General features: G+C 52.5%; 15 protein-coding genes, 1 pseudogene and 3 riboswitches. Of the genes and pseudogenes, 11 read left to right on the forward strand and 5 right to left on the reverse strand.

The genetic code is table 11. The features are described 5' to 3' along the window. Positions 1–121 precede the first annotated feature (121 nt). Complete coding sequence (locus JSQ80_RS18710) at positions 122–1,867, forward strand: methyl-accepting chemotaxis protein (RefSeq protein WP_087432496.1); 1,746 nt, start codon at positions 122–124, stop codon at positions 1,865–1,867. Positions 1,868–2,007: 140 nt separating this feature from the next. Continuing rightward, positions 2,008–3,333: a polysaccharide biosynthesis protein gene (locus tag JSQ80_RS18715; protein ID WP_206096290.1), complete on the forward strand. Its 1,326-nt coding sequence runs from the start codon at positions 2,008–2,010 to the stop codon at positions 3,331–3,333. A 45-nt stretch (positions 3,334–3,378) separates the two neighbouring features. Here JSQ80_RS18715 and JSQ80_RS18720 read toward each other — a convergent pair whose 3' ends face one another. Further along, complete coding sequence (locus JSQ80_RS18720; protein WP_206096291.1) at positions 3,379–3,777, reverse strand: hypothetical protein; 399 nt, start codon at positions 3,775–3,777, stop codon at positions 3,379–3,381. A 67-nt stretch (positions 3,778–3,844) separates the two neighbouring features. Beyond that, a riboswitch (cyclic di-AMP (ydaO/yuaA leader) is annotated at positions 3,845–4,017 on the reverse strand. 430 nt (positions 4,018–4,447) lie between these two features. Further along, positions 4,448–4,641, forward strand: a riboswitch (cyclic di-AMP (ydaO/yuaA leader). Positions 4,642–4,736: 95 nt separating this feature from the next. Beyond that, a riboswitch (cyclic di-AMP (ydaO/yuaA leader) is annotated at positions 4,737–4,902 on the forward strand. A 372-nt stretch (positions 4,903–5,274) separates the two neighbouring features. Here JSQ80_RS18720 and kdpF point away from each other — a divergent pair. From kdpF to JSQ80_RS18745, 5 genes are all read left to right on the forward strand, one after another. After that, on the forward strand, positions 5,275–5,352 hold the full coding sequence (gene kdpF, locus JSQ80_RS30035; protein WP_140397853.1) for a K(+)-transporting ATPase subunit F: 78 nt from the start codon (positions 5,275–5,277) through the stop codon (positions 5,350–5,352). A 40-nt stretch (positions 5,353–5,392) separates the two neighbouring features. Then, positions 5,393–7,072: a potassium-transporting ATPase subunit KdpA gene (gene kdpA / locus JSQ80_RS18730; RefSeq protein WP_240463717.1), complete on the forward strand. Its 1,680-nt coding sequence runs from the start codon at positions 5,393–5,395 to the stop codon at positions 7,070–7,072. Positions 7,073–7,109: 37 nt separating this feature from the next. Further along, positions 7,110–9,143: a potassium-transporting ATPase subunit KdpB gene (gene kdpB, locus JSQ80_RS18735; protein ID WP_206096292.1), complete on the forward strand. Its 2,034-nt coding sequence runs from the start codon at positions 7,110–7,112 to the stop codon at positions 9,141–9,143. A 25-nt stretch (positions 9,144–9,168) separates the two neighbouring features. After that, a complete protein-coding gene (gene kdpC / locus JSQ80_RS18740) occupies positions 9,169–9,774 on the forward strand; it encodes a potassium-transporting ATPase subunit KdpC (protein ID WP_206096293.1) in 606 nt (201 codons plus the stop codon). Positions 9,775–9,919: 145 nt separating this feature from the next. Then, a complete protein-coding gene (locus JSQ80_RS18745) occupies positions 9,920–12,241 on the forward strand; it encodes a universal stress protein (RefSeq protein WP_206096294.1) in 2,322 nt (773 codons plus the stop codon). Between the two features lie 45 nt (positions 12,242–12,286). Here the strand turns inward: JSQ80_RS18745 and JSQ80_RS18750 are convergent, their stop codons facing one another. Further along, positions 12,287–13,162, reverse strand: a complete 876-nt coding sequence (locus JSQ80_RS18750; RefSeq protein WP_206096295.1) for a LysR family transcriptional regulator — start codon at positions 13,160–13,162, stop codon at positions 12,287–12,289. Between the two features lie 216 nt (positions 13,163–13,378). Between JSQ80_RS18750 and JSQ80_RS18755 the strand changes: the two genes are divergently transcribed. The 3 genes and pseudogenes from JSQ80_RS18755 to JSQ80_RS18765 all read left to right on the forward strand — a co-directional run. After that, the gene (locus JSQ80_RS18755; RefSeq protein ID WP_206096296.1) at positions 13,379–14,485 is read left to right on the forward strand and encodes a C45 family autoproteolytic acyltransferase/hydolase; all 1,107 of its coding nucleotides are present in this window, start codon (positions 13,379–13,381) and stop codon (positions 14,483–14,485) included. A gap of 21 nt (positions 14,486–14,506) precedes the next feature. Next, positions 14,507–15,382 (forward strand): AraC family transcriptional regulator, encoded by an 876-nt coding sequence (locus JSQ80_RS18760; protein ID WP_206096297.1) that lies wholly within the window; start codon positions 14,507–14,509, stop codon positions 15,380–15,382. Between the two features lie 65 nt (positions 15,383–15,447). After that, positions 15,448–15,717 (forward strand): annotated as a pseudogene (locus JSQ80_RS18765) (deaminase); the annotation flags it as partial. Between the two features lie 93 nt (positions 15,718–15,810). Here JSQ80_RS18765 and JSQ80_RS18770 read toward each other — a convergent pair. After that, entirely contained in the window at positions 15,811–18,396 is a 2,586-nt protein-coding gene (locus JSQ80_RS18770; RefSeq protein ID WP_206096299.1) for a TPM domain-containing protein, read from the reverse strand. A 264-nt stretch (positions 18,397–18,660) separates the two neighbouring features. Between JSQ80_RS18770 and JSQ80_RS18775 the strand changes: the two genes are divergently transcribed. Beyond that, the gene (locus tag JSQ80_RS18775; protein WP_206096300.1) at positions 18,661–18,861 is read left to right on the forward strand and encodes a hypothetical protein; all 201 of its coding nucleotides are present in this window, start codon (positions 18,661–18,663) and stop codon (positions 18,859–18,861) included. 11 nt (positions 18,862–18,872) lie between these two features. Here JSQ80_RS18775 and JSQ80_RS18780 read toward each other — a convergent pair whose 3' ends face one another. Together JSQ80_RS18780 and JSQ80_RS18785 are read right to left on the reverse strand one after the other, a co-directional pair. Continuing rightward, positions 18,873–19,052 carry a hypothetical protein gene (locus tag JSQ80_RS18780; protein ID WP_206096301.1) on the reverse strand — a complete coding sequence of 60 codons (180 nt, stop codon included), beginning with the start codon at positions 19,050–19,052 and terminating at the stop codon, positions 18,873–18,875. Positions 19,053–19,098: 46 nt separating this feature from the next. Next, positions 19,099–20,031, reverse strand: a complete 933-nt coding sequence (locus JSQ80_RS18785) for a hypothetical protein (protein ID WP_206096302.1) — start codon at positions 20,029–20,031, stop codon at positions 19,099–19,101. Positions 20,032–20,268 lie beyond the last annotated feature (237 nt).

The following is a 20,268-nucleotide window of genomic DNA, read 5'->3' on the forward strand; positions in this document are numbered from 1 at the left end:
TATTGACGATATATAGCTGGTAAAATTGCTATTACAGCAGACATACGGCATGTGTACACCGGCGACAACGCAAGGAACAGCCCGTATTCAACCTGCTCATCAGTCAAAAGGGGGCTAACCTATGAGAAACAAAAGTCTGGTATTCAAGTCTGTCGTCGCCATGACGGTGCTTCTCGCTATCATGTCGGGTGTGTTCACGACCTTCTCCTACATGATGGAGCGGAGCATTTACAATGAAGAGCTGTCTTCACTTCACACGACGCTTACCAAGCAAATCGAGCTCGAATGGGAGGGCATCGCCGGAGCGGCCGAAAAGCTCAAATCATTAGATGCAGCGCAATATGTCAAGGATCAGGATATTGCATGGATACATAATAGTTTGAATGGCATGATTCGTGATAATTTCATCAGCAATACTTATCTGCTCTTTCCCGAGATGATTGAACAGGACGGGAAATCGTATTTGAAATTGCTGGAGGGGAGCCAGTCTTTACTAGACACGGGCATGAAGCCTGGCGACAACTACGAGCTTCCGCCTGAACTTATTGAGGCGGTACAAGACATGAGGGAGACGGGCGCTGCACTTAGCGACATGTACGTCGATGAGGATGGGGAATGGATTACCGCCTTCAAGCCAATCTATAACAAACAAAATCAAATCGTAGCCATTTTTGCTGTCGACTTCAATAATGAAAAAATCAATGACGATCTGAGCGTGATGCTGTGGAAAACGGTTGGAATCGGAGCTGCCACCGGCGCCGTGTTTATCGCTATCATTGTCGGGTTGATCCGCCGTCTCATCGTGCCGTTGAAGCAGTTGTCCGAGATGTCGAAGCGGGCGGCGAACGGTGATTTGACCGTGTCGATACCAGTAAAGTCGAAAGACGAGATTGGCGTGCTGTCAGATAACTTCAACGTGATGATGTCCCACATTAAGCAGCTTGTTGCGAATGTCAGGGCAACGGCCGACCATGTAACCGAATCGTCCGATCAACTAACGATTATCGCGGAGCAAACAGCCCAATCCAGTCATGAAATATCCGGCGCCATTCAGGAAGTCGCCTCCGGATCGGAGACGCAGCTGCAGGGCGCGGAAGAAAGCAAAGCAGCGATGTCGGAAATCGCGATCGGCATTCAACGGATCGCCGAGTCGTCCGCGACGGTATCGGAGCTCAGCCTTGAGGCGGCAGGCGCGGTGCAGCAAGGTAATGAAGTCGTGCAGCAGACGATGAAGCAGATGAATCATATCCATACTTCTGTCAATCGTTCCGTGGCGATCACGAAGTCGCTGACCGAACAATCGAAGCAGATTGAACAGGTTGTAGGCATTATCGGCAATGTAGCGACGCAGACGAATCTGTTGGCGCTGAATGCTTCCATCGAGGCGGCGCGAGCAGGCGAGCACGGGCGGGGCTTCGGAGTGGTAGCGCAAGAAGTGCGGCAGCTGGCCGAACAAACGAAAGCTTCGACAGAGCAAATCGCCGAAATGCTTCACTCTGTCGTGAAGTATACGAGACAATTGGCGGAAGCTATGGAGAACAGCGCAGTGGAGGTGCAGGAAGGGGCGAAAATCGTTCAGGTCGCAGGCGATAACTTTCAACTGCTGCAGACTTCCGTGCAAGATGTTACGGAACAGGTGCAGGAAGTATCAGCGGCAGCCCAAGAAATGTCCGCCGGCAGTGAAGAAGTGGCGGCAACTCTTGACAATCTGGCGGAAATTGCAAGAAGCTCATCTGAGAACTCGCAAAGCGTGGCTGCCTCGTCCGAAGAACAATTGGCAATCGTCGAAGAAATTTCGGACTCTGCAGTCGTGTTGAACCGGAAAATGAAGGAATTGCAAGAAGAGCTGCGCAAGTTTACTTTGTAGCGATGAAAGTTCCTGCTCCATTGGCGAGCAGGGGCTTTTTTCGCGAATTGAAGGGAAATTGCTCATTGGTTCTTTACGCCGTGTTCAGTATACTGGAACTCGGGCTTTATAAATCAATCATATTTGGATGAGGACACAACATGAACGACAGCTCGATATCTGATCATCCCGTAACGTATAGGCAGATGCTTGCTTTTTTCCTGCCTTTGGGCTTCTCTTCCACTCTCGTTACGGTATCTCACGTTATTATTAACAGCACGCTCGCAAGGTCGCCGAATCCGGAATTTATTATATCCACCTATGCCATTGCATTGAGCTTATACAGCTTGACAGAGCGCCCAGGTATTTTGCTCAGGCAGACCTGCTCCACCTTGGTTCGGGATCGAAATTCATTCCGGGCGATGACCTCAATCAGCAACTACGTGCTGGCCAGCATCATGCTGCTCAACACGATTATTGCGTACACACCGCTCGGCGCGGCAGTGTTCCGCCATTTCTTCGGCGTGGAGGATGCGGCCTTGGAGCCGACGCTCGCAGTATACCGGATATTAATGTTCGTCAGTATATTTTCAGGAATCCGCTGTTTATATCACGGCATCATCATTTATAATATGAGGACGAAGTGGCTCACTATAGGGATGATCATCCGCTTGGCTGCCATGTACGGTCTCTCGCTATATTTCATTCAGACCGGCGTAAACAGCGGCAAGGCCGGAGCTGTCATATTCTTGTCGGGGATGGCCATTGAATGCTTGGTTGCTTGGCTCGAGGGACGGAATTTGTTGAGACACAGCATTCCCGACAAAGTGGAAGGCCACGCCGTTACGAACCGTGCCCATATTTTTAAATTTTACAAACCGCTATTATATTCATCCTTTATTGCCGTTCTGATTGGTCCTTCCATCAATGCCATGCTGGGAAAAACGGCGGAACAGCAGCTTGCTGTCGCTTCTTATGCGCTGGCAAGCAGCATTAACCTGTTAGTGCTCAGTTTTTTTACATATTTGCATCAGATCGTGCTCAATTTCTATGCGAAGGATAGCAGGAAAGTCAAACGCTTTGCGTTTACTCTCGCCTTTTTGCCTGGCTTGCTGACGGCTCTGATTAGCTTTACGCCGATTGGACCATGGATATTGACGCAGGTGATGGGGGCGAACGAGGAGTTGATGCGCGCGAGCTTGGACACTTTGCGGATCCTCATGCTGTACAGCTTTATATTTCCGTGGATCGATTATGGCAACGGAATCATCATGATGCGCGGCCAGACGAACATGATGATGAGATCGCAAATGGGAAATGTCGTTCTTACGATTGCGACGCTCATCCTATGTGTCGGGTTGACGCCCGGATGGAACGGCGCGATCGGTGCGCTTGCTCAGTCGCTGGGCGTGGCGGCGGAGTTGTCCATTGTGATGTCAGTCGTCTGCACAGGCAATAACAGCCGTTCGCTCCGAAGCGGGCGCTGATTGCTCAAGATCGCAGAAAACCCCCAACCGGGGGGGGTTCTGCGATTATACGGAGCCGTAATAGGCTTGCGACTCCAATATTAATGCCAGCTCCTGAGGACAGAATCGCCGATCCGGCAAGGCGACGAGGTCCGTCAAGGCTAGCTGGGCCAACCTTATTTTATCGTCATTCCATGTTCCTTGCATTTTCAAAAGCAGCTCGTTAGCTGCGGCGGGACTCTTCCCTTTCAACTGCTCAAGCTGGCGTGACCAGTGAATCAGATCGAAATTGGGCGCAGCTTGAGGCAAGATCAGCTTGCCCCAGCCCATTGCGCCCCGGCTGGCAATTTTCAAAACAATCATTAACGGCCTAGAACAACGCTCCGTGCCGCATCCATCCGATACGGCGATTTGATATAGCTCCAATTTCGTAATCGTTGGTGTCGACTCTGAATGCATTTCCATTTTCATTCCCTCCGCACATAGTTATCCATGCTCTGCCATACAGAAAAGCCGGCTGCACGGTAAATTCAATGCCTCTCCCTTACGCTTACGAGGTTAGCTGACGGATTCGGACGCAGGAGTCGCCCTACCGACGGCAAGCTTGCCAATCGGATTCACCCCGATGAACCAAATCCAATCCAGTCAAATATGGTTCCGATGGGTCCCCCGCTTCTTGCTTCAAGAATTCAGCGATCGAAAGAATGATGGTGTACGAAACGTATCTTACTCCTTTCCCTTGTGCGTTGTACAATATGAAAAAAATTGAAAAATCCGTATATTTTCATTAAATCGGCTGGGAAATTGGATTTTGTTACATACAGAGTCTATTTATTTCACGATTTTGCGGTTGTTTCTCTGAAAAGCTTCTGTTTTCTGTAAATGAATAAAATCATGTCAATTTACTTGCGTAAGATAGGCCAAGACCGTTTTTTTTGTGATGCGCCCTATATATGCAGCAATCTGCAATGCCGAGCAATAACGAGATAATGAATGGGATAAGTGGATTTAGAGATGTAAACCGATTTTTGCAGACCGAAAGCTGCCTTTTTCTAGTCATTTTTGGCCATTTGTCTGCTTTACAAAGCAACAGCCGAGACGTAATATACGTTCATGAATTAAATTATTCGTTCAGCATTCTGAATCGCTTAATTTCTGCACAGCAGAAAGCGGGGGAACCAACAGGTGATCGAATTCCGATGTGAGAGTCGGGGGGCGATCATGGGGTGAATCCTGCGGAATTGGATTCCATGGGTCTAATTCCGGGGTAGGGCAACTCTCACTGCCCGAATCCGTCAGCTAACCTCGTAGGCGTAGGAGAGAGGATGAGGACTCGTGATCGATTAATCGGCCACAGGGTTTATGCCTCTGTGGCTTTTTATTGTCTTTTGATGAAAATAATGAAAATCATAGCTTGTACCTTTTCAAGTTTACCGCTTAATTTCTGCAATGCAGAAAGCGGGGGAACCAACGGGCTTGGGCGCATAGTTGACCAAGCTCACGGGGTGAATCCGGCAGTTCGCTGCCGGTAGGGCGACTCTCGCGCCCGAATCCGTCAGCTAACCTCGCAAGCGTATGGAGAGAGGCAACGATCGTCGTGTGCGACACGGTTTGCTTGACTGTGCCCGGAAACCACGAGAAAGTTCCTTTTCTCGCAGGTTTCTTTTTTTCCATTAAGGGATTTTAATTGTGTAAAGCGATAAAGCAAAACGAATCATTCCTTATGGCGATAAAACCTGCCTCCAAAGCGGTCGCTCATCTTTGAAAGGCCTCAATAAAGGTTTACTCATTGTCTTTTTTGGGCGCAGCAGCCCGAGTGCACGTAAAAACACTGTTGATGAAGAGAGGTTGTCATATGTCTGATCTATATATGATTGCTGCGCTGGCCCTGGTGTTTGCCATGTTCTGCGGATTTCTGGCCTGGTGCGGCAAAGTTGTGGAAGGAACGGGAGGAGACGAACGATGATTATTCTCTCCATTTGTATCGTATTTCTGTTTTTATACTTAATTTACGCGCTCATTCATCCAGAAAAATTTTAACCGGACGCTCGATTTATAACATTCAAGGGGGAGCTATTCCATGGGGATTTTGCAAATTGCGGCGGTTCTTGTTCTGCTGCTTTTACTTGTCAAGCCATTAGGGAGCTACATGTACCATGTATTCTCTAATCAACCGAACCGGAGCGACAAGCTGTTTGCGCCGATCGAAAAGGTCATATACGGCATTGCGGGGGTGAAGAACCGCGCTGGCATGTCGTGGAAGAAATATGCGCTCAGCTTGATTTTGACCAATATTGTGCTGGTTGGGCTCGGATATATTATCTTGCGTATGCAGAAGCTGCTGCCGTTCAATCCGAGCGGCATCGACAATATGGAGCCGACGCTCTCGTTCAACACGATCATCAGCTTTATGACAAACACGAATTTGCAGCACTACAGCGGCGAATCCGGACTGAGCTACTTCTCGCAAATGGCGGTCATTATGATGATGATGTTCACGTCGGCTGCCACCGGTATCGTCGTGGCCATCGCCTTTATTCGCGGGATTACGTCCAAGGGAGATACGATCGGCAACTTTTTCGTTGACTTTGTCAAAGCGCATACGCGCTTGCTGCTGCCGCTCGCCGTTGCCGTGACGCTTGTTCTTGTCGCATTGCAAGTTCCGCAAACCTTCGGAGCTACGGTGCAAGCGACAACGCTGCAAGGGGACGCGCAAGCGATTGCGCGGGGACCGGTTGCCTCGCTTGTTTCGATTAAGCATTTGGGCACGAACGGAGGCGGATTTTTCGGGGTGAACTCTTCTCATCCGTTTGAGAACCCGAACCCGCTTACGAATGTGATCGAGATATTGTCGATGTGGTGCATCCCGGCTGCGCTCACTTACACCTTCGGCAAATTTGCCCGCAATCAAAAGCAAGGCTGGGTCATCTTCGGCGCCATGAGCGTGCTGTTCCTCATGTTTTTGTCGCTGGCCTACTATGCGGAGAGTCAAGGCAATCCGGCGATTAACGCGCTTGGCATCGATGCCGCGCAGGGGAGCATGGAAGGGAAGGAAGTGCGCTTCGGCATCGCTCAATCCGCCTTGTTCACGGCTGTAACGACGGCAGCCACGACCGGCACGGTCAATAATATGCACGATACATTGACGCCGCTTGGCGGCTTGGTGCCGCTGGCGCAAATGATGCTGAACTGCGTGTTCGGCGGAGACGGTGTCGGCTTGGTCAATATGCTGATGTATGCCATATTGGGCGTGTTCTTGTGCGGCCTTATGGTCGGGAGAACGCCGGAATTCCTGGGGCGCAAGATCGAAGCCCGGGAAATGAAGCTGGTGGCGATAGCTATTCTTGCCCATCCGTTCATCATTTTGGTTCCATCAGCCATCGCCTTCTTGACTGATTTGGGCAGCGGGTCCATCTCCAATCCGGGATATCACGGCATCTCTCAAGTGCTCTATGAGTTTACGTCATCGGCAGCGAATAACGGCTCCGGCTTCGAAGGATTGGCAGACAATACGCCATTCTGGAATATTTCTACCGGTCTGGTCATGCTGTTCGGGCGGTACATCTCGATTATTGCGCTGCTCGGCGTGGCAGGCTCAATGGTGAAGAAGCAATGGATACCAGAGACGATTGGCACGTTCCGCACGGACAATGGATTGTACATGGCTATCCTCGTCGGAACGGTGTTCATTATCGGAGCGCTGACTTTCTTGCCGGTGCTTGTATTGGGGCCGATTGCAGAACATTTGACACTCCGGTAGCAGAGGCTAGCGAACAAGTAGATGAGGTGAAACGGAAATGAACGCAGCAAACAATAAATCGTTGTTAACCGGCGGACTGATAAAGCAAGCCGTGAAAGATAGCATAAAGAAGCTCAATCCCGTTATCATGATGAAAAATCCGGTCATGTTCGTGGTTGAATTGGGGACGATCGTCGTTCTTCTGATGACGCTTCTGCCCGGTGTATTCGGTGTGGAGGAGCGTGTCGGCTTTAACGTGACCGTGTTCTTCATTCTGTTGTTTACCGTGCTGTTCGCCAACTTCGCAGAAGCGCTCGCCGAAGGGCGGGGCAAGGCGCAGGCAGACTCGTTGAAGAAGGCGAAAAAAGATATGGCCGCGAATAAAGTGGTCGCTGGCGGGATTAAGGTTGTCTCTTCGGCCGACCTGCGAAAAGGAGATACGGTCATCGTGTCGCAAGGTGAAATGATTCCGGGTGACGGCGAAGTTATCAGAGGTCTGGCCTCGGTTGATGAATCCGCCATTACCGGTGAATCCGCTCCGGTCATCAAGGAAGCGGGCGGAGACTTCAGTTCCGTCACTGGCGGCACCCGTGTCGTCAGCGACCAGATAACGGTGAGGATTACGAGCGATCCGGGAGAATCGTTCATGGATCGGATGATATCGCTCGTCGAAGGAGCGAAGCGTCAGAAAACGCCGAACGAAATCGCCTTGAATACGCTGCTAATCAGCTTGACGCTCATTTTTCTCATCGTCGTCGTGACGCTTGCGCCGATAGCGAAATATGCAGGAATCGATTTGGAGATACCCGTGCTTATTTCTTTGCTCGTCTGCCTCATACCGACGACGATTGGCGGGCTGTTGTCCGCTATCGGAATCGCCGGGATGGATCGCGTAACCCAGTTCAACGTGCTCGCGATGTCCGGTAAAGCGGTGGAAGCGGCCGGTGATATTAATACGATGATTCTCGATAAAACCGGTACGATTACGTTCGGGAACCGGATGGCAAGCGAGTTCATTCCGGTCAGTGATCAATCGCTCGCTGCAGTGGCCGAATGGGCGGCGATCAGCTCGGTCAAGGACGACACGCCGGAAGGCCGCTCGATCATCGAGCTGATGAAGAAGCGGCAGCTGCCGTATGAAGCGTCTCTTGCGCAAGGCGGCGAATTCATCGAATTCAAAGCCGAAACCCGGATGAGCGGCATCGATTTGCCGGATGGGCGCAGGGTGCGCAAAGGGGCAGTGGACGCCGTGAAGACCTGGGTGTCTGCGCAAGGCGGCGTCATCCCGGCCGACTTGGATGAGAAAGCGAACGCGGTTGCGCGAGAGGGCGGCACGCCGCTGGCGGTCGCTGTTGACAATGTCATGTGCGGCATCATTTATTTGAAGGATACGGTAAAGCCGGGCATGAAGGAACGGTTTGACCAACTCCGCAAAATGGGCATCAAGACGATCATGTGCACGGGCGACAATCCGCTTACCGCCGCCACGATTGCGCGGGAAGCCGGCGTGGATGATTTCATTGCGGAGAGCAAGCCAGAGGACAAGATCGCGGTCATACGCCGCGAGCAAGCCGAAGGGAAGCTGGTCGCAATGACCGGTGACGGGACGAATGATGCGCCGGCGCTGGCGCAGGCCGATGTGGGACTCGCGATGAATAGCGGCACGGTGGCGGCGAAGGAAGCGGCGAACATGGTCGACCTCGACTCAGACCCTTCCAAAATCATCGAAGTGGTCGCTATTGGCAAGCAGTTATTGATGACGCGCGGCGCACTGACCACTTTCAGTATCGCGAACGACGTGGCGAAATATTTTGCCATTATCCCGGCGATGTTTACGCTTGCCATTCCGCAGATGGAAGCATTGAACATAATGGGGCTCGGTTCGCCGTCCTCGGCTATTTTGTCGGCGCTCATTTTCAATGCGATCATTATACCGCTGCTCATTCCGCTGGCGATGAAAGGCGTGACGTACAAACCGATGAGCTCGTCGCAGCTGCTCAGCCGCAACATCATCATTTACGGCCTGGGCGGAATTATCGTTCCGTTCATCGGCATCAAGCTGATCGACATGGCCGTGAATATATGGATATAGAGAGGAATGAACAAGGATGAAACCAATGACAAATCAAACGGCAGCGGCTGTTTCCGGAGGCTCTTATCTATTTTCGATTGCCAGAATCGGTATATTGTTTATTATCATATGCGGAATTATGTATCCATTAGCATGCACCGGTCTGGCGCAGCTGCTCATGCCGGGCCATGCGGAAGGAAGCTTGATTAAGAATGCGGCAGGCGGCATTATTGGATCGGAATTAATCGGACAGAAATTTACGGAGCCCCGTTATTTCCAAGGACGCGTGTCCAGCATTGAATATGCGGCGGATGCATCGGGCTCGAACAACTACGCTCCGTCTAATCCTGAACTGGTGAAGCGGGTGCAGCAATCCGTGGCTGATTGGCAAAAGAGCAATCCCGATGTGCCGGTAAGCAAGCTGCCGGGAGCCTTGGTTACGAACTCGGGGTCAGGGCTCGATCCTCATATCACTCCGGATTCAGCGGAAGTCCAAATTCCGAGAATAAGCAAACTGACAGGAATTGCGGCAGCTGAGCTAGATAAGCTCGTTGCGCTGCACACCGAAGGGCGCTCGCTAGGTCTCTTTGGCGAACCGCGGGTCAATGTGCTGAAGCTGAACCTGGATCTGGACGAGCTGATGAAAAAATAAAGCTGCCGCCTTGCTTGCGTGCCGCCCCGCTTCACGTCTGTGGAGCGGGGTTGCTGCAATAAGCGGCCGGTACCGCAGCGGGGGTGTATGATGATAATAAGTTGTGGCAGTATGAAGTAAACAATTACTGGAAAGGAGAAAATCAATGGACAGCTTTCGCCGCCGCACTCCGGAAGAGATCCTTGCATCCATCTCCGACATCCGGCGCGGGAAATTAAAAGTATATATCGGTCCGGTCAGCGGCTCGGGGAAGACCTATCATATGCTGCGCGAAGGCCAGATGTTGAAGAAGCAAGGCATTGATGTCGTCATTTGCGCTGTCTCTACGAATCAAAGTCCGGAAACGATCGGGCAGCTTGGCGATTTGGAACGGATACCGAGCATACACTGGCACAAAAGCGGCGCAGAACGCAAGGATTTGAACGTCGAATCGCTTATTGCACGGAATCCCGAAGTTGTGTTGACCGATGGCCTTGCTCACCGCAACCGCAAGGGTGCCCCGTTTGCGACTCGCGAGGAAGATATTCGCTGTTTGCTGCAGCATGGAATTAGCGTCATCACGACAGTCAACGTGTATGAGTTGGAAGGGGCGACAGAGATTGCCCGCCGCTTGACAGGCATTGCGGTGGAGGAGACGGTGTCGGCTGATGTGCTCGATCTCGCGGACGAAGTGAGATTGATTGACGTCACGCCGGAGACGATATTGACGAGATTGTCGGAAGGACATTTGGGCCATCATTCCGATACCTCGTTGTTCCAGCGCGGAAACTTGGGCAAATTGCGGGAATTGGCACTCAGACTTGTAGCCGAGGATGTGAATGAGTCGCTGCTGAAGCACCGGGAGGAGCTGGGCTTGGCGGGGCCTTCCGGCGCAGCCGAACGAATTTTGGTGTCCGCCCAGTACTATTGGAACGGCTCGATACATGTCCGCCGCGGACAACAGATTGCCAAGCGGTTGAACGGCGACCTCTGGGTCGTATCCCTTGCGCATGCGCAGCGGCAGCTCACGAAGGATGCGGCAGCATTCAAGCGCTCTATATTGAAGCTGACCGACAAAATCGGGGCCTCGTTCGAAGAGCTGCATGTCCCTTCGCGCAGAGCCATTCCCAAAGTGCTGGTCCGCTACGCAATGGAGCATAGCGTCACGCGCATCGTTATCGGACATTCGAAGCAGACGCCTTGGCAAGAGTTCTGGCGGGGGTCGATCGTCAACAATCTCTTGACGCGAATTCACAACATCGATGTTTTTTTCGTAGCCGATCGATCGGACAAGGAAGGAGAGCGAATTCTTCCTGCCAAGCATACCGGCCAGAAGGAACGCGATGGATACCGCAGGCTGAGCAATAAAGAAATGGAGCAAAAAATTCAACATATAAAACGGGGGACATTTAAAGTATATATCGGCGCGGCCCCTGGAGTCGGAAAGACGTATACAATGCTGCGCGAAGGCAACGATTTGCTAAAAAAAGGGATAGATGCCGTTATCGGGCTTTTAGAGACGCATGGACGTCAAGAGACGATGGAGCAGGTGGGAGAACTGTGCGTAATTCCGCGCCAACAGGTGCGCTATCGCGAATTTGAGCTCGAAGAGATGGATACGGAAGCGATAATCCAGCGCAATCCCGAAGTCGTGCTGGTCGATGAGCTGGCTCATACGAATGTGCCGGGAAGCAAACGAAAAAAACGGTACGAAGACGTGTCAGCCATTTTGGACGCGGGCATTTCCGTCATTTCCACGGTCAACGTGCAGCATTTGGAAAGCTTGAACGATGCGGTCGAACAAATTACGGGGGTTCGGGTCAGGGAAACGGTGCCGGATAGCATGTTGCGTATGGCGGACGAGGTGGAGCTGATTGACGTGGCGCCGGCATCATTGCAGCAGCGCATGCGGGAAGGCAAGATTTACGCGCTGAACAAGGTGGATCAAGCGTTGAATCATTTTTTCAAGATCGGCAATCTCATCGCACTGCGCGAGCTGGCGCTGCGGGAAATCGCAGACGACGTCGATGAGAAGCTGGAGTCTTGGGATCGCAACGACTCCTTGCGCGGTCCATGGCGAAGACGAGAGGTCATCTTCGTCGGCGTGACGGCCAGCCCGAATGCAGAGCGGCTTATCCGGAGGGGGTTCCGCATCGCTTACCGCTTGAAGGCGGAATGGATTGTCACGTACGTGCATGATGAGATGAGCATTCCCGCATCCTTGGATGCGCGCTTAGAGAGCTTGAGAGCATTGACTGAGCGTCTGGGCGGAACATTCGAAGCGCATGCGGCTCATTCTCCGCGGGACATTCCGCAGCTGCTGCTGAACAAGGCCAACGAAAAAAAGAGCACGCAAATCATTATCGGCCAATCGAAACGCGGATGGCTGCATGCGCTGCTGCATGGATCCGTAGTGGGTGCGATTCTTCGTTCGGCCCGACATATGGATGTGCTCGTCGTTGCCGATTTTGTCCCGAATCACAAATAAACACAGTCGCGGTTCGCGAGATGTTCCGGATCTCGATGTTTCGGATTAAGATTTCTCGTTCTTCAGCAGTTCGATGAAGCTGCGCGCGCTCTTCGAAACATAGTGATCCTTAAGCCAGATGAGCGCGGATGAGGCGGGCTGCGCTCCTTCGATCTCCAGCGCACAAATGCCGGGGAAGGGCTGGAGGCGCAATACGGATTCGGGGACGACAGCTGCTCCGAAGCCGGACGACACCAACTTCATTAACATCGCGATATCGGAGCATTCGCAGACAATGTCCGGTGTCAACTGCCGGCGCGCGAACTGTTCCAATATCGCGTAATATACGCCGAGCCCTTGCGTGCTCGGCAGAATAAGCGGCTGGCGCGCGATATCCTCGAACGTCACCGATGCAGAGCCGGATGCGGGCGGTGTCGAAGCAATATAATAGAACCGCTCGGCCGGCAAGTGCAGGACGGTGAAATCGCTCAGCTCAAGCGGGAGCCAGACGATGGCAAGCTCGAGCGTCCGATCCTTGACCATGCTGCACAACTGGGCCGATTCGTTCTGCCTGATCGAGTACGTGATGTTTGGGCAGGTTGCCCTGAAGGCGCGCAGGAGCGCCGGCAGCCGGACATTCGACAGCGTATTTACGCCAATCGTCAGCTGACCGCGCAGACCGTTGCCGATTTCCTTCACTTCTGCCGCGGATTCATCCATCCGTTTCGTAATGTGCAGCGCATGACGATACAGTGACCGCCCCGCTTCCGTCAACTCCAGAGTCCTTCCGTTTCGCAGGACGAGTGTGACGCCGAGCTCGGTTTCCATTTGCTTCAGCTGCTGGCTGAGCGGGGGCTGGGCTATATGAAGCCGGTTCGCCGCAGCCGTAATCTGCCGCTCCTCGGCAATCGCAATAAAATAGCGCAATTGTCTAATGTCCATTGTGCTGATGCCTCCTCTGGCGCATGAAGCGCGCCATGCTAACCTGTTTCATGTACTTGTCCTTTCATATCCTCTTCATTGCGTCTTTTTAATATAATATATGTTTTTCCTATATATCAACGCGCAGCGGCAAAACAGCAAAAACGGTCCAAACGGCCGCAGCCTGCTTTTATACAATGAAGATATCCTGTTGAACAGGAAAGAGGAGGATACAAAATGCAAGAGGTCACAGGTTATTTCGCACAGTTGAATGGAACAAGCAAGGAAGCAGGCAAGCAGCAAGGCATGTTTGCCGTGGAACATCCGGCTTTTATGCCCATGATAGCATTGCAGGAGCGCCTGCCGGAGCCGCGGCTGCGTGAGACGATTAAGCTACTGGACCAGTATTGCCCTGGCATCAATGACGAGATTCACGGCGCGGCCGAGGCGATAGGCCTGGATCCCGGGCGGATGGCCTATTATGCAGGGACGGACATTCAGGCAGGCTGCAGCCACTGCGCCGTGCTGCCGGGCAAAGCGGCGGACGGCCGGACTTATGTGCTGCGCAATTACGATTTGTCGCCGGAGCTTACGGATATGCGGCTTTGCTATACGGACATTGCAGGCCTATATCGACATACGGGCTTCTCCGCATCGTTGTTCGGGCGCACCGAAGGTATGAACGAGCATGGCCTGTGCGTCACGTTCTCGGCTTGCGGACAGCCGGTCGGTGAAGTTCCGGGCATGCGGCCGGCGAAGGTGCGCGGATTGCAGTTCTGGGCAGTGGTGCGGACGGTCCTGGAGCGGTGCCGGAACACGGCGGAAGCGGTGGATGCGATTCGGGACATGCCGATTGCCTCGAACATGAACCTGATTATCGCAGATCCGTCAGGCGCGGCCGCGCTCATCGAGACGTTCGACGGCAAGCTGGCGGTGCATGGCGCGGACGGGGCCTCCAGTCAGCCGTATGTCACCGCGACGAATCATCCTTTGTTTGCGGAGATGGAACGGATCGAGCCGTGCAAGCTGAACCATTCGGTAATCCGCCACAGACTGTTGAATGATATGCTCGGGAAGCAGGAGCTGATCGGCAAGCAAGAATTGAAAGCGATGGTGGAGACGGAGTATCCGCACGGGCTGACCGTGCACAATTATCGCCAATGGTTCGGCACGCTGCATTCGGTCCTCTTCGATCTGAAGGAGCGCTCGATGGACATTTGTTTCGGTTCGCCGCTTATGAACCCGTGGTATACTTTACGGATGGGAGAATGCCTTCCTTTTGCCGAAGTGAATGTGCGGGTGGAGCATCGTGAGGCGGGTCCTGACTTCTGGAAGCTACTATAACGAATAAAAGGAGGCGCCGGAATGGATCTGACCTTGATAGAAAGCGCCGTTCAGCATATAGAGACCCATTTGAAGCAGCCGCTGCTTGCGGAAGACGTGTCCCGATCCGTACATGTTTCTTATTATCATTTTCATCGCATCTTTCATGCGATGACCGGAGAGACGATCGGGGACTATATTCGCAGGCGGCGGCTGACCGAAGCGGCGCTGGAGCTATTGGCCGGGCAGCGGCCGATTCTGGACATCGCGCTTGACTATCAATTCGAATCGCAAGAGGCGTTCGGCAGGGCATTCAAAAAAGTGTTCGGACTCACCCCGAACGGCTTCCGCCGCAAAAGCGCCCGTCCTGTCGTCAACGAGAAGGGGGCGCTTGTCGGCCGCCGGCTGCAGCACCGCTTCGACAGCATCAGCATCGAACCGGATATTACAGAGCTGACAAGCGCGATTTTCCTCATCGGTTTGCAGGGGCGAACGAATTTGCGCGATAACCGCATTCCGCTGATGTGGTCCGAGCTGATTCAGCGCCGGCAGGAGTTGGCGGCCACAGGCGCAGGCGGCACCGCTTATGGCGTATGTCATACAATGGGCGGGATGCCAGTGCACGATTTGACGGAAGATACGGAGTTCACGCAATTCGTCGGCTTTGAAACCGCTGGATACGGCGATATTCCTTCCGGCATGTTGACGCACACCATTCCATGTGGAAAATATGCGGTATTTCGGCATCAAGGCCCGACTGCCTTGCTTAGGGAAAGTTATGAGTACATATGGGGAACATGGTTGTGCAGCACGTCATACGAGCTTGATGACCGTGATGATTTTGAGAGGTATGGCGACGACTTCTGCGGGACAGAGAACGAGCAATCCGTAATTTGGATTTATATTCCGGTGAGATAGAGGTAGTTCGATTCAACTATGTCATGTCATCGACATAACGTGCATATGAACAATGTTAAACCTGGCCATTGGGAACCGGGGACATTCTGGAACGCGCCGGACGGCTGGCGGAACGATTCGGCAGAGTGACGGAGCAGAAGCTCGCGGCCACCCTAGGATTCATTACGGGAGGGATTACCCCGCTTGATAAGGAAGGGAAACGTGTGTGGCCCGCAGTGGGAGATGAAGCAACCTTTGTATTGGCAGAAGCAAGCTGCGCGGCTGAAGCGGTGGCCCGAAGGGCGGCCCGGAAGGCGGTGCTGTTCCGAGGGGGAATTGCGGCAGGCACATTGTAATTCTGTGTGCTGACCGGCCGAAAAGAAGCAGCCTCCACCCAAGCTCAATGCTTGGGTGAAGGCTGGTGGGTGTCATTCCGATTTGGAGCAATGCTACCAGTTCGAACCGCCGGATGAATTGTTGTTCTTGTTGCTCCAATTGGAGCCGCTGGAAGAGTTGCTGCTATCGCCCCAGCTGGAGCCGCCGGAAGAATTGCTGCCACCGATCCAACTGGAGCCGCTTGAAGACTGGTTGTTGCGTTGTTGCGCTTGACGTTCCCGTTCTCGTTCCCGTCGTTCGGCTTCGCGGCGCCTCTCTTCCTGTCGGCGTTCCTCGCGGATGACCTCATCGTATGCCCGGTCCATCGCCGTGATGATGCCAGCCAATGTGGCGGCGCTCCGGGCAGCTTGATCGTAGGCGCCTAGCCGCATAAGATGACTGATTTCGTTGTTCACGCTGGAATATTGCGACTGATACGGAGACACGTTTATTTTGCGTCTGACCCGCGAATGGACGGAATGGTAGCGGCTTTCCAATCTATCGATTTCGCGCTCGGCGTTCCGCTTTTGAACGGCTGCCCGTTCGATTTCCCCTAAATATTGCTCCGCCTCGGCCACGAACTGATTGCTGACTTCGGCCAAGAGAACAAGATCGTATGGCTCGTCGGCGAACAGCTGCTGCAAGCCGGATTGCAATTTCGCCAAGCTGTTTTCCTGACGGCTCCACACATGCACAAGTCTGTGCCGGGATATCGCCTGCCGCCCTTTGGCATATGCGGTTTCAGCCGCAGCCTGCTTCCGTCTTGCTTCCTCCAGCATGCTATCGAGCTTGCGTACCAGCTGAGCGTAATGCTCGGCCCGTTCATCCAGTTCCGCTAGCGTATGAAGCATCTGGTCAAGATCTTTCCGCGCCATTTCATATTCTTGAACTTCCTCATCGCACCAGTGCTGTACTTGACGCAGCGACTCTGCGATATCTGCTGTGTACGGCACCTGATCCCGATAGTCATGCCATGCCTGTTCCCAATGCTTCGTCCGGTACATCCGCCGGACCTGTTCGGTCAGACCTTGAAGCTGTTCGTCCTGCTGGGGATAGCCGGCAAGCTTCGATACGATTAAAGCGATATCGCTCGCATTTTTGATTTTCAAATCCGCCTGCCGTTGCGTCATTTGGACGGCTTCGATTAGAAGCTGGCGCATGAGTTCCACCTGTCGCGCGACTTCAGGCATTTCCCCCTGCTGCAGGCAGGCGAGCATTTGTTCATTTGCTTGGCGCGCCTGCTCGACATGGCCGTACGGATCGATTCGAACGAGCTTGAGGCGATGTTCCTGTATAATTTGTTCGAAGTGTTGCCTGCATGCTCCCATTTCGTTCGGAAAGCTCCGGTATAAATCGGCAAACGAAGAAATGGAGGTGACATCCTGTTCCAGCCGCAGCAGCGTTTCATTGGCATGGTTGACCCGATGCTCGGCGCCGAGCGGATCGAAGATTTCCAGCTGCTTGCTTTTTCCAAGCTCGGCTTCGATCGCATCCTGACGGATTGCAAGCCCCACGAGCGGCCAGCCGCGGTTCGCTTGTTCTGCGGCCAACGCCGTCTTTAGCGTGTCCAAGCGGCTGTCCGCATCGGCAATCGTCTGCTTCAACGTGCGATCCACCTCTTCGATGTGAGCGACCTGCTGCGCGAGCTCCGTTGCCTGCCCTGACATTTCGGCAATCTCGGTCAGAGCGCACTTAAGCCGCTTGCGCAGGCGCGGCAGCAGCCATTCCCTCATTTGGATGCGCAGGAACGATTGCTCCAATCCATTGAGCCGAACCAGCATATTCGACAGTTGATGATCGATGGACTTGGCTGTTTGCAGCGTTTCACCTTGAGACAGGCCGACAAAAGGCTGAATGCCTTCCATTCCATGATTGGCTTGAACCATTAGCTTCGGAAGCTTCTTGCGTATCCCGCGCAGGCGCAGCGCCTGAAATCCGATTTCAGCCAGAGCCGCTAGCAGAAGCAGGGTGACGGCAACTGCAATGACCAAGCTCCAATTGATTTTGGCGTTAACGGCAAGTTCGGGCTTCACTTGTTTATCTGATGAAGGCGACGCATGCTCCGTTGAATGCTGCTGCACCGAAGATTCATCCTGTACCGCCGGCGCCTTGTCGTTCGCGCTTGGCTTGGCCTCTGTTCCTGTTTCGCTCGCAACGGGTTCCACAGGCTTCAACGCGTGGGTTGCCTTCATCAGTTGAATTGATGCTTTTGCGAAATTGCCTTCTTTGGCATGAGGGATGAAGTTCGCATCGACAAATTCTGTCAGCTTCTGATCCGTCTTTCCGTCGCCATTCAAGTCATTCGGAAGCGCATCGATCTTTTCTTGCAGCATGGCGTTGTTGAAGTTCATTTCAATGCGGCGGTCTTCCTTGGACAAGAGAAGCAGTATGTCGTCCGTGCCAAGGCCCCATTTCGTGTAGACATCTGTCGCATATGAAGCGGGATCCGCTCCGCCCAGATTGGCAATTGTCAGCACATAGAAGGTGTACAGCTTGCCTTGGGCCGCCTTTTCAATTTGGGGTAGCGCTTCTTTGGAAAGCATTTTGGCCGTATCCTGTATGAGCCCCTTTTTGGCAGGGATGTTGGCTGCCGCGATGATGCTTGGAAAGGCGAGACACATCACAATCATAAGCAGGAATAGGCGTTGCGCATGTTTCACAATCAACCCTCCAGTTATCCAGTTATATCGTGCAAAATGGAATGCAGTATGATACCAGTTTAACGAATTTACGGATATCGTCGAATGAAAGTTCCTGTTTTTCGCAAAATGACACAAATATATTGGAGGGCAAATTCATCAGATGAGATCAGAACGGGCTCGTCGAGGGAGCGTACCGTGTAGATTTTGGATAATTAGGGGAATACAATAGAAAAGAACAACTTGTATATTTGACATTCACGACAGATATGGGATGTGTTGGAGTTGAGCATGGCGGAGGTGTACAAAAAAATACGGCGCGGCGAAACGTTTAAAACGATATCGGATCTAGACTTCGCTCGTCTGAACATTAAAAATCCTGCCGAATTGGCCGCAAATTCGCCGGTTATGCAGCAAGTGATCGCCAAACAGTGGAACCGAGTTCAAATGACCGGCAGCAAAGAAGCGAACAAAACCCGCCAATAATGGCGGGTTGCTTATCTAATGGCTTTTAAAATACGAATCACGCTCGGATCATCCTTCGGGACTTCGACCATGCGGACGATATTGCCGCTTACGGAATGGTTTCCAGCGTTCGCTTTGGCCTTATTCAAGTTCTCTAATGCTCGCTTGTAGACATCCTGTCTATTAATAGGAGAAGCTGTTCGTTGAATCATCTTCCATCACTCCTTACCTCCATTATAATCAGATGACAAAATCTGGTCAATGCGCTTGCGGAGGCTGGGATGCGGGTGTCGTTACCAACACCATGAATTCGATGCTTTCCACGTATGTATCGATCGTGCTGTGCAAAAGCTGGAGCAGATGCCGATCGAAAATATCAAACTGGGTGGAATGACTGCTGATAACGGTGACGAGGCGATCTTGCCTGTACGGATAGGAGTATACCAAGTAGTTTTTCCGGAGTAAATTGTCATTGTCTGTTTTGTTGCGGATAACGGCCTGCCTCTCCTCTGCGGATTGCTCCGCCAATTCTTTCATTTCATGAGGAAGGTCCTGCACATATAGTTGGAACGAAAACCCGGTGTTGAACACTTTCAGATATCCCGCTTGAATTTCCTCAAGAAAATAAGTGAGCACCTCGTAGTAGTTGATCGTGTTGTTGTGCAAAAAGCCCCATGTTTTTGCTTTCGCGTCATCGCTGCAAAGGTAGGACATCAGGTTCGCTTTGGTTGCGTTGATAACGGCCAAATCGACCGCGGCGTTTTCCTTCCGATCGACTTCGAATTCGAGCTGGAACAGCTTAAATTTCTTCAGTCTTAAAAAAGCTACGGGAACGATAAGAAAGAGCAGCATCCATACCATTAAATAAAAGACCGTCCGGAATATGATCTGATTGATGCCGGAGGATACGATTGGTTTGACGACGATGTTCAGCCAGGTTTCATTACCCGCTGCTGCCGCGGGCTGCGGGGAAGGGGACTTTCCGGCAGATGCTGTGCCAGTCCGCGGCGGTTCGGAGGCGGAAATGGACGGTTTGCTGTCTTGTTGAGGACTGTGGAACCCGAGCCGGACGAACGAAACGAACGCCCATCCCAATATGAATGCGATTCCGATCCCGTACAGATAAGGTGCAAGTGTGTTCAACCATTGCCATACCGAAGGCTTCGGTTCCTCGCTCATCGCTGGTTCCATCGCTCCTTTCAACAAGAGTATAATATTCATCTCCCAATGAAATACGCCTAGTTAGCATATCCTATTCTAAATCCAATGTGGAAATTCCTTCTATTTAAAACCAGCCTGTAAAATCGCACTTGGTCCTCCTTTTGATAATTACCTTAGGTTGTCCTGTCCGCACATGTTCTCGTTGCTTGATGGAGCGTCCCCAACTGCAAATATACATTTCCCGATGCCTCTTTTTGTGTCTTTCGT

Source organism: Paenibacillus apiarius (genome assembly GCF_017052585.1).
Lineage (GTDB): Bacteria > Bacillota > Bacilli > Paenibacillales > Paenibacillaceae > Paenibacillus_B > Paenibacillus_B apiarius.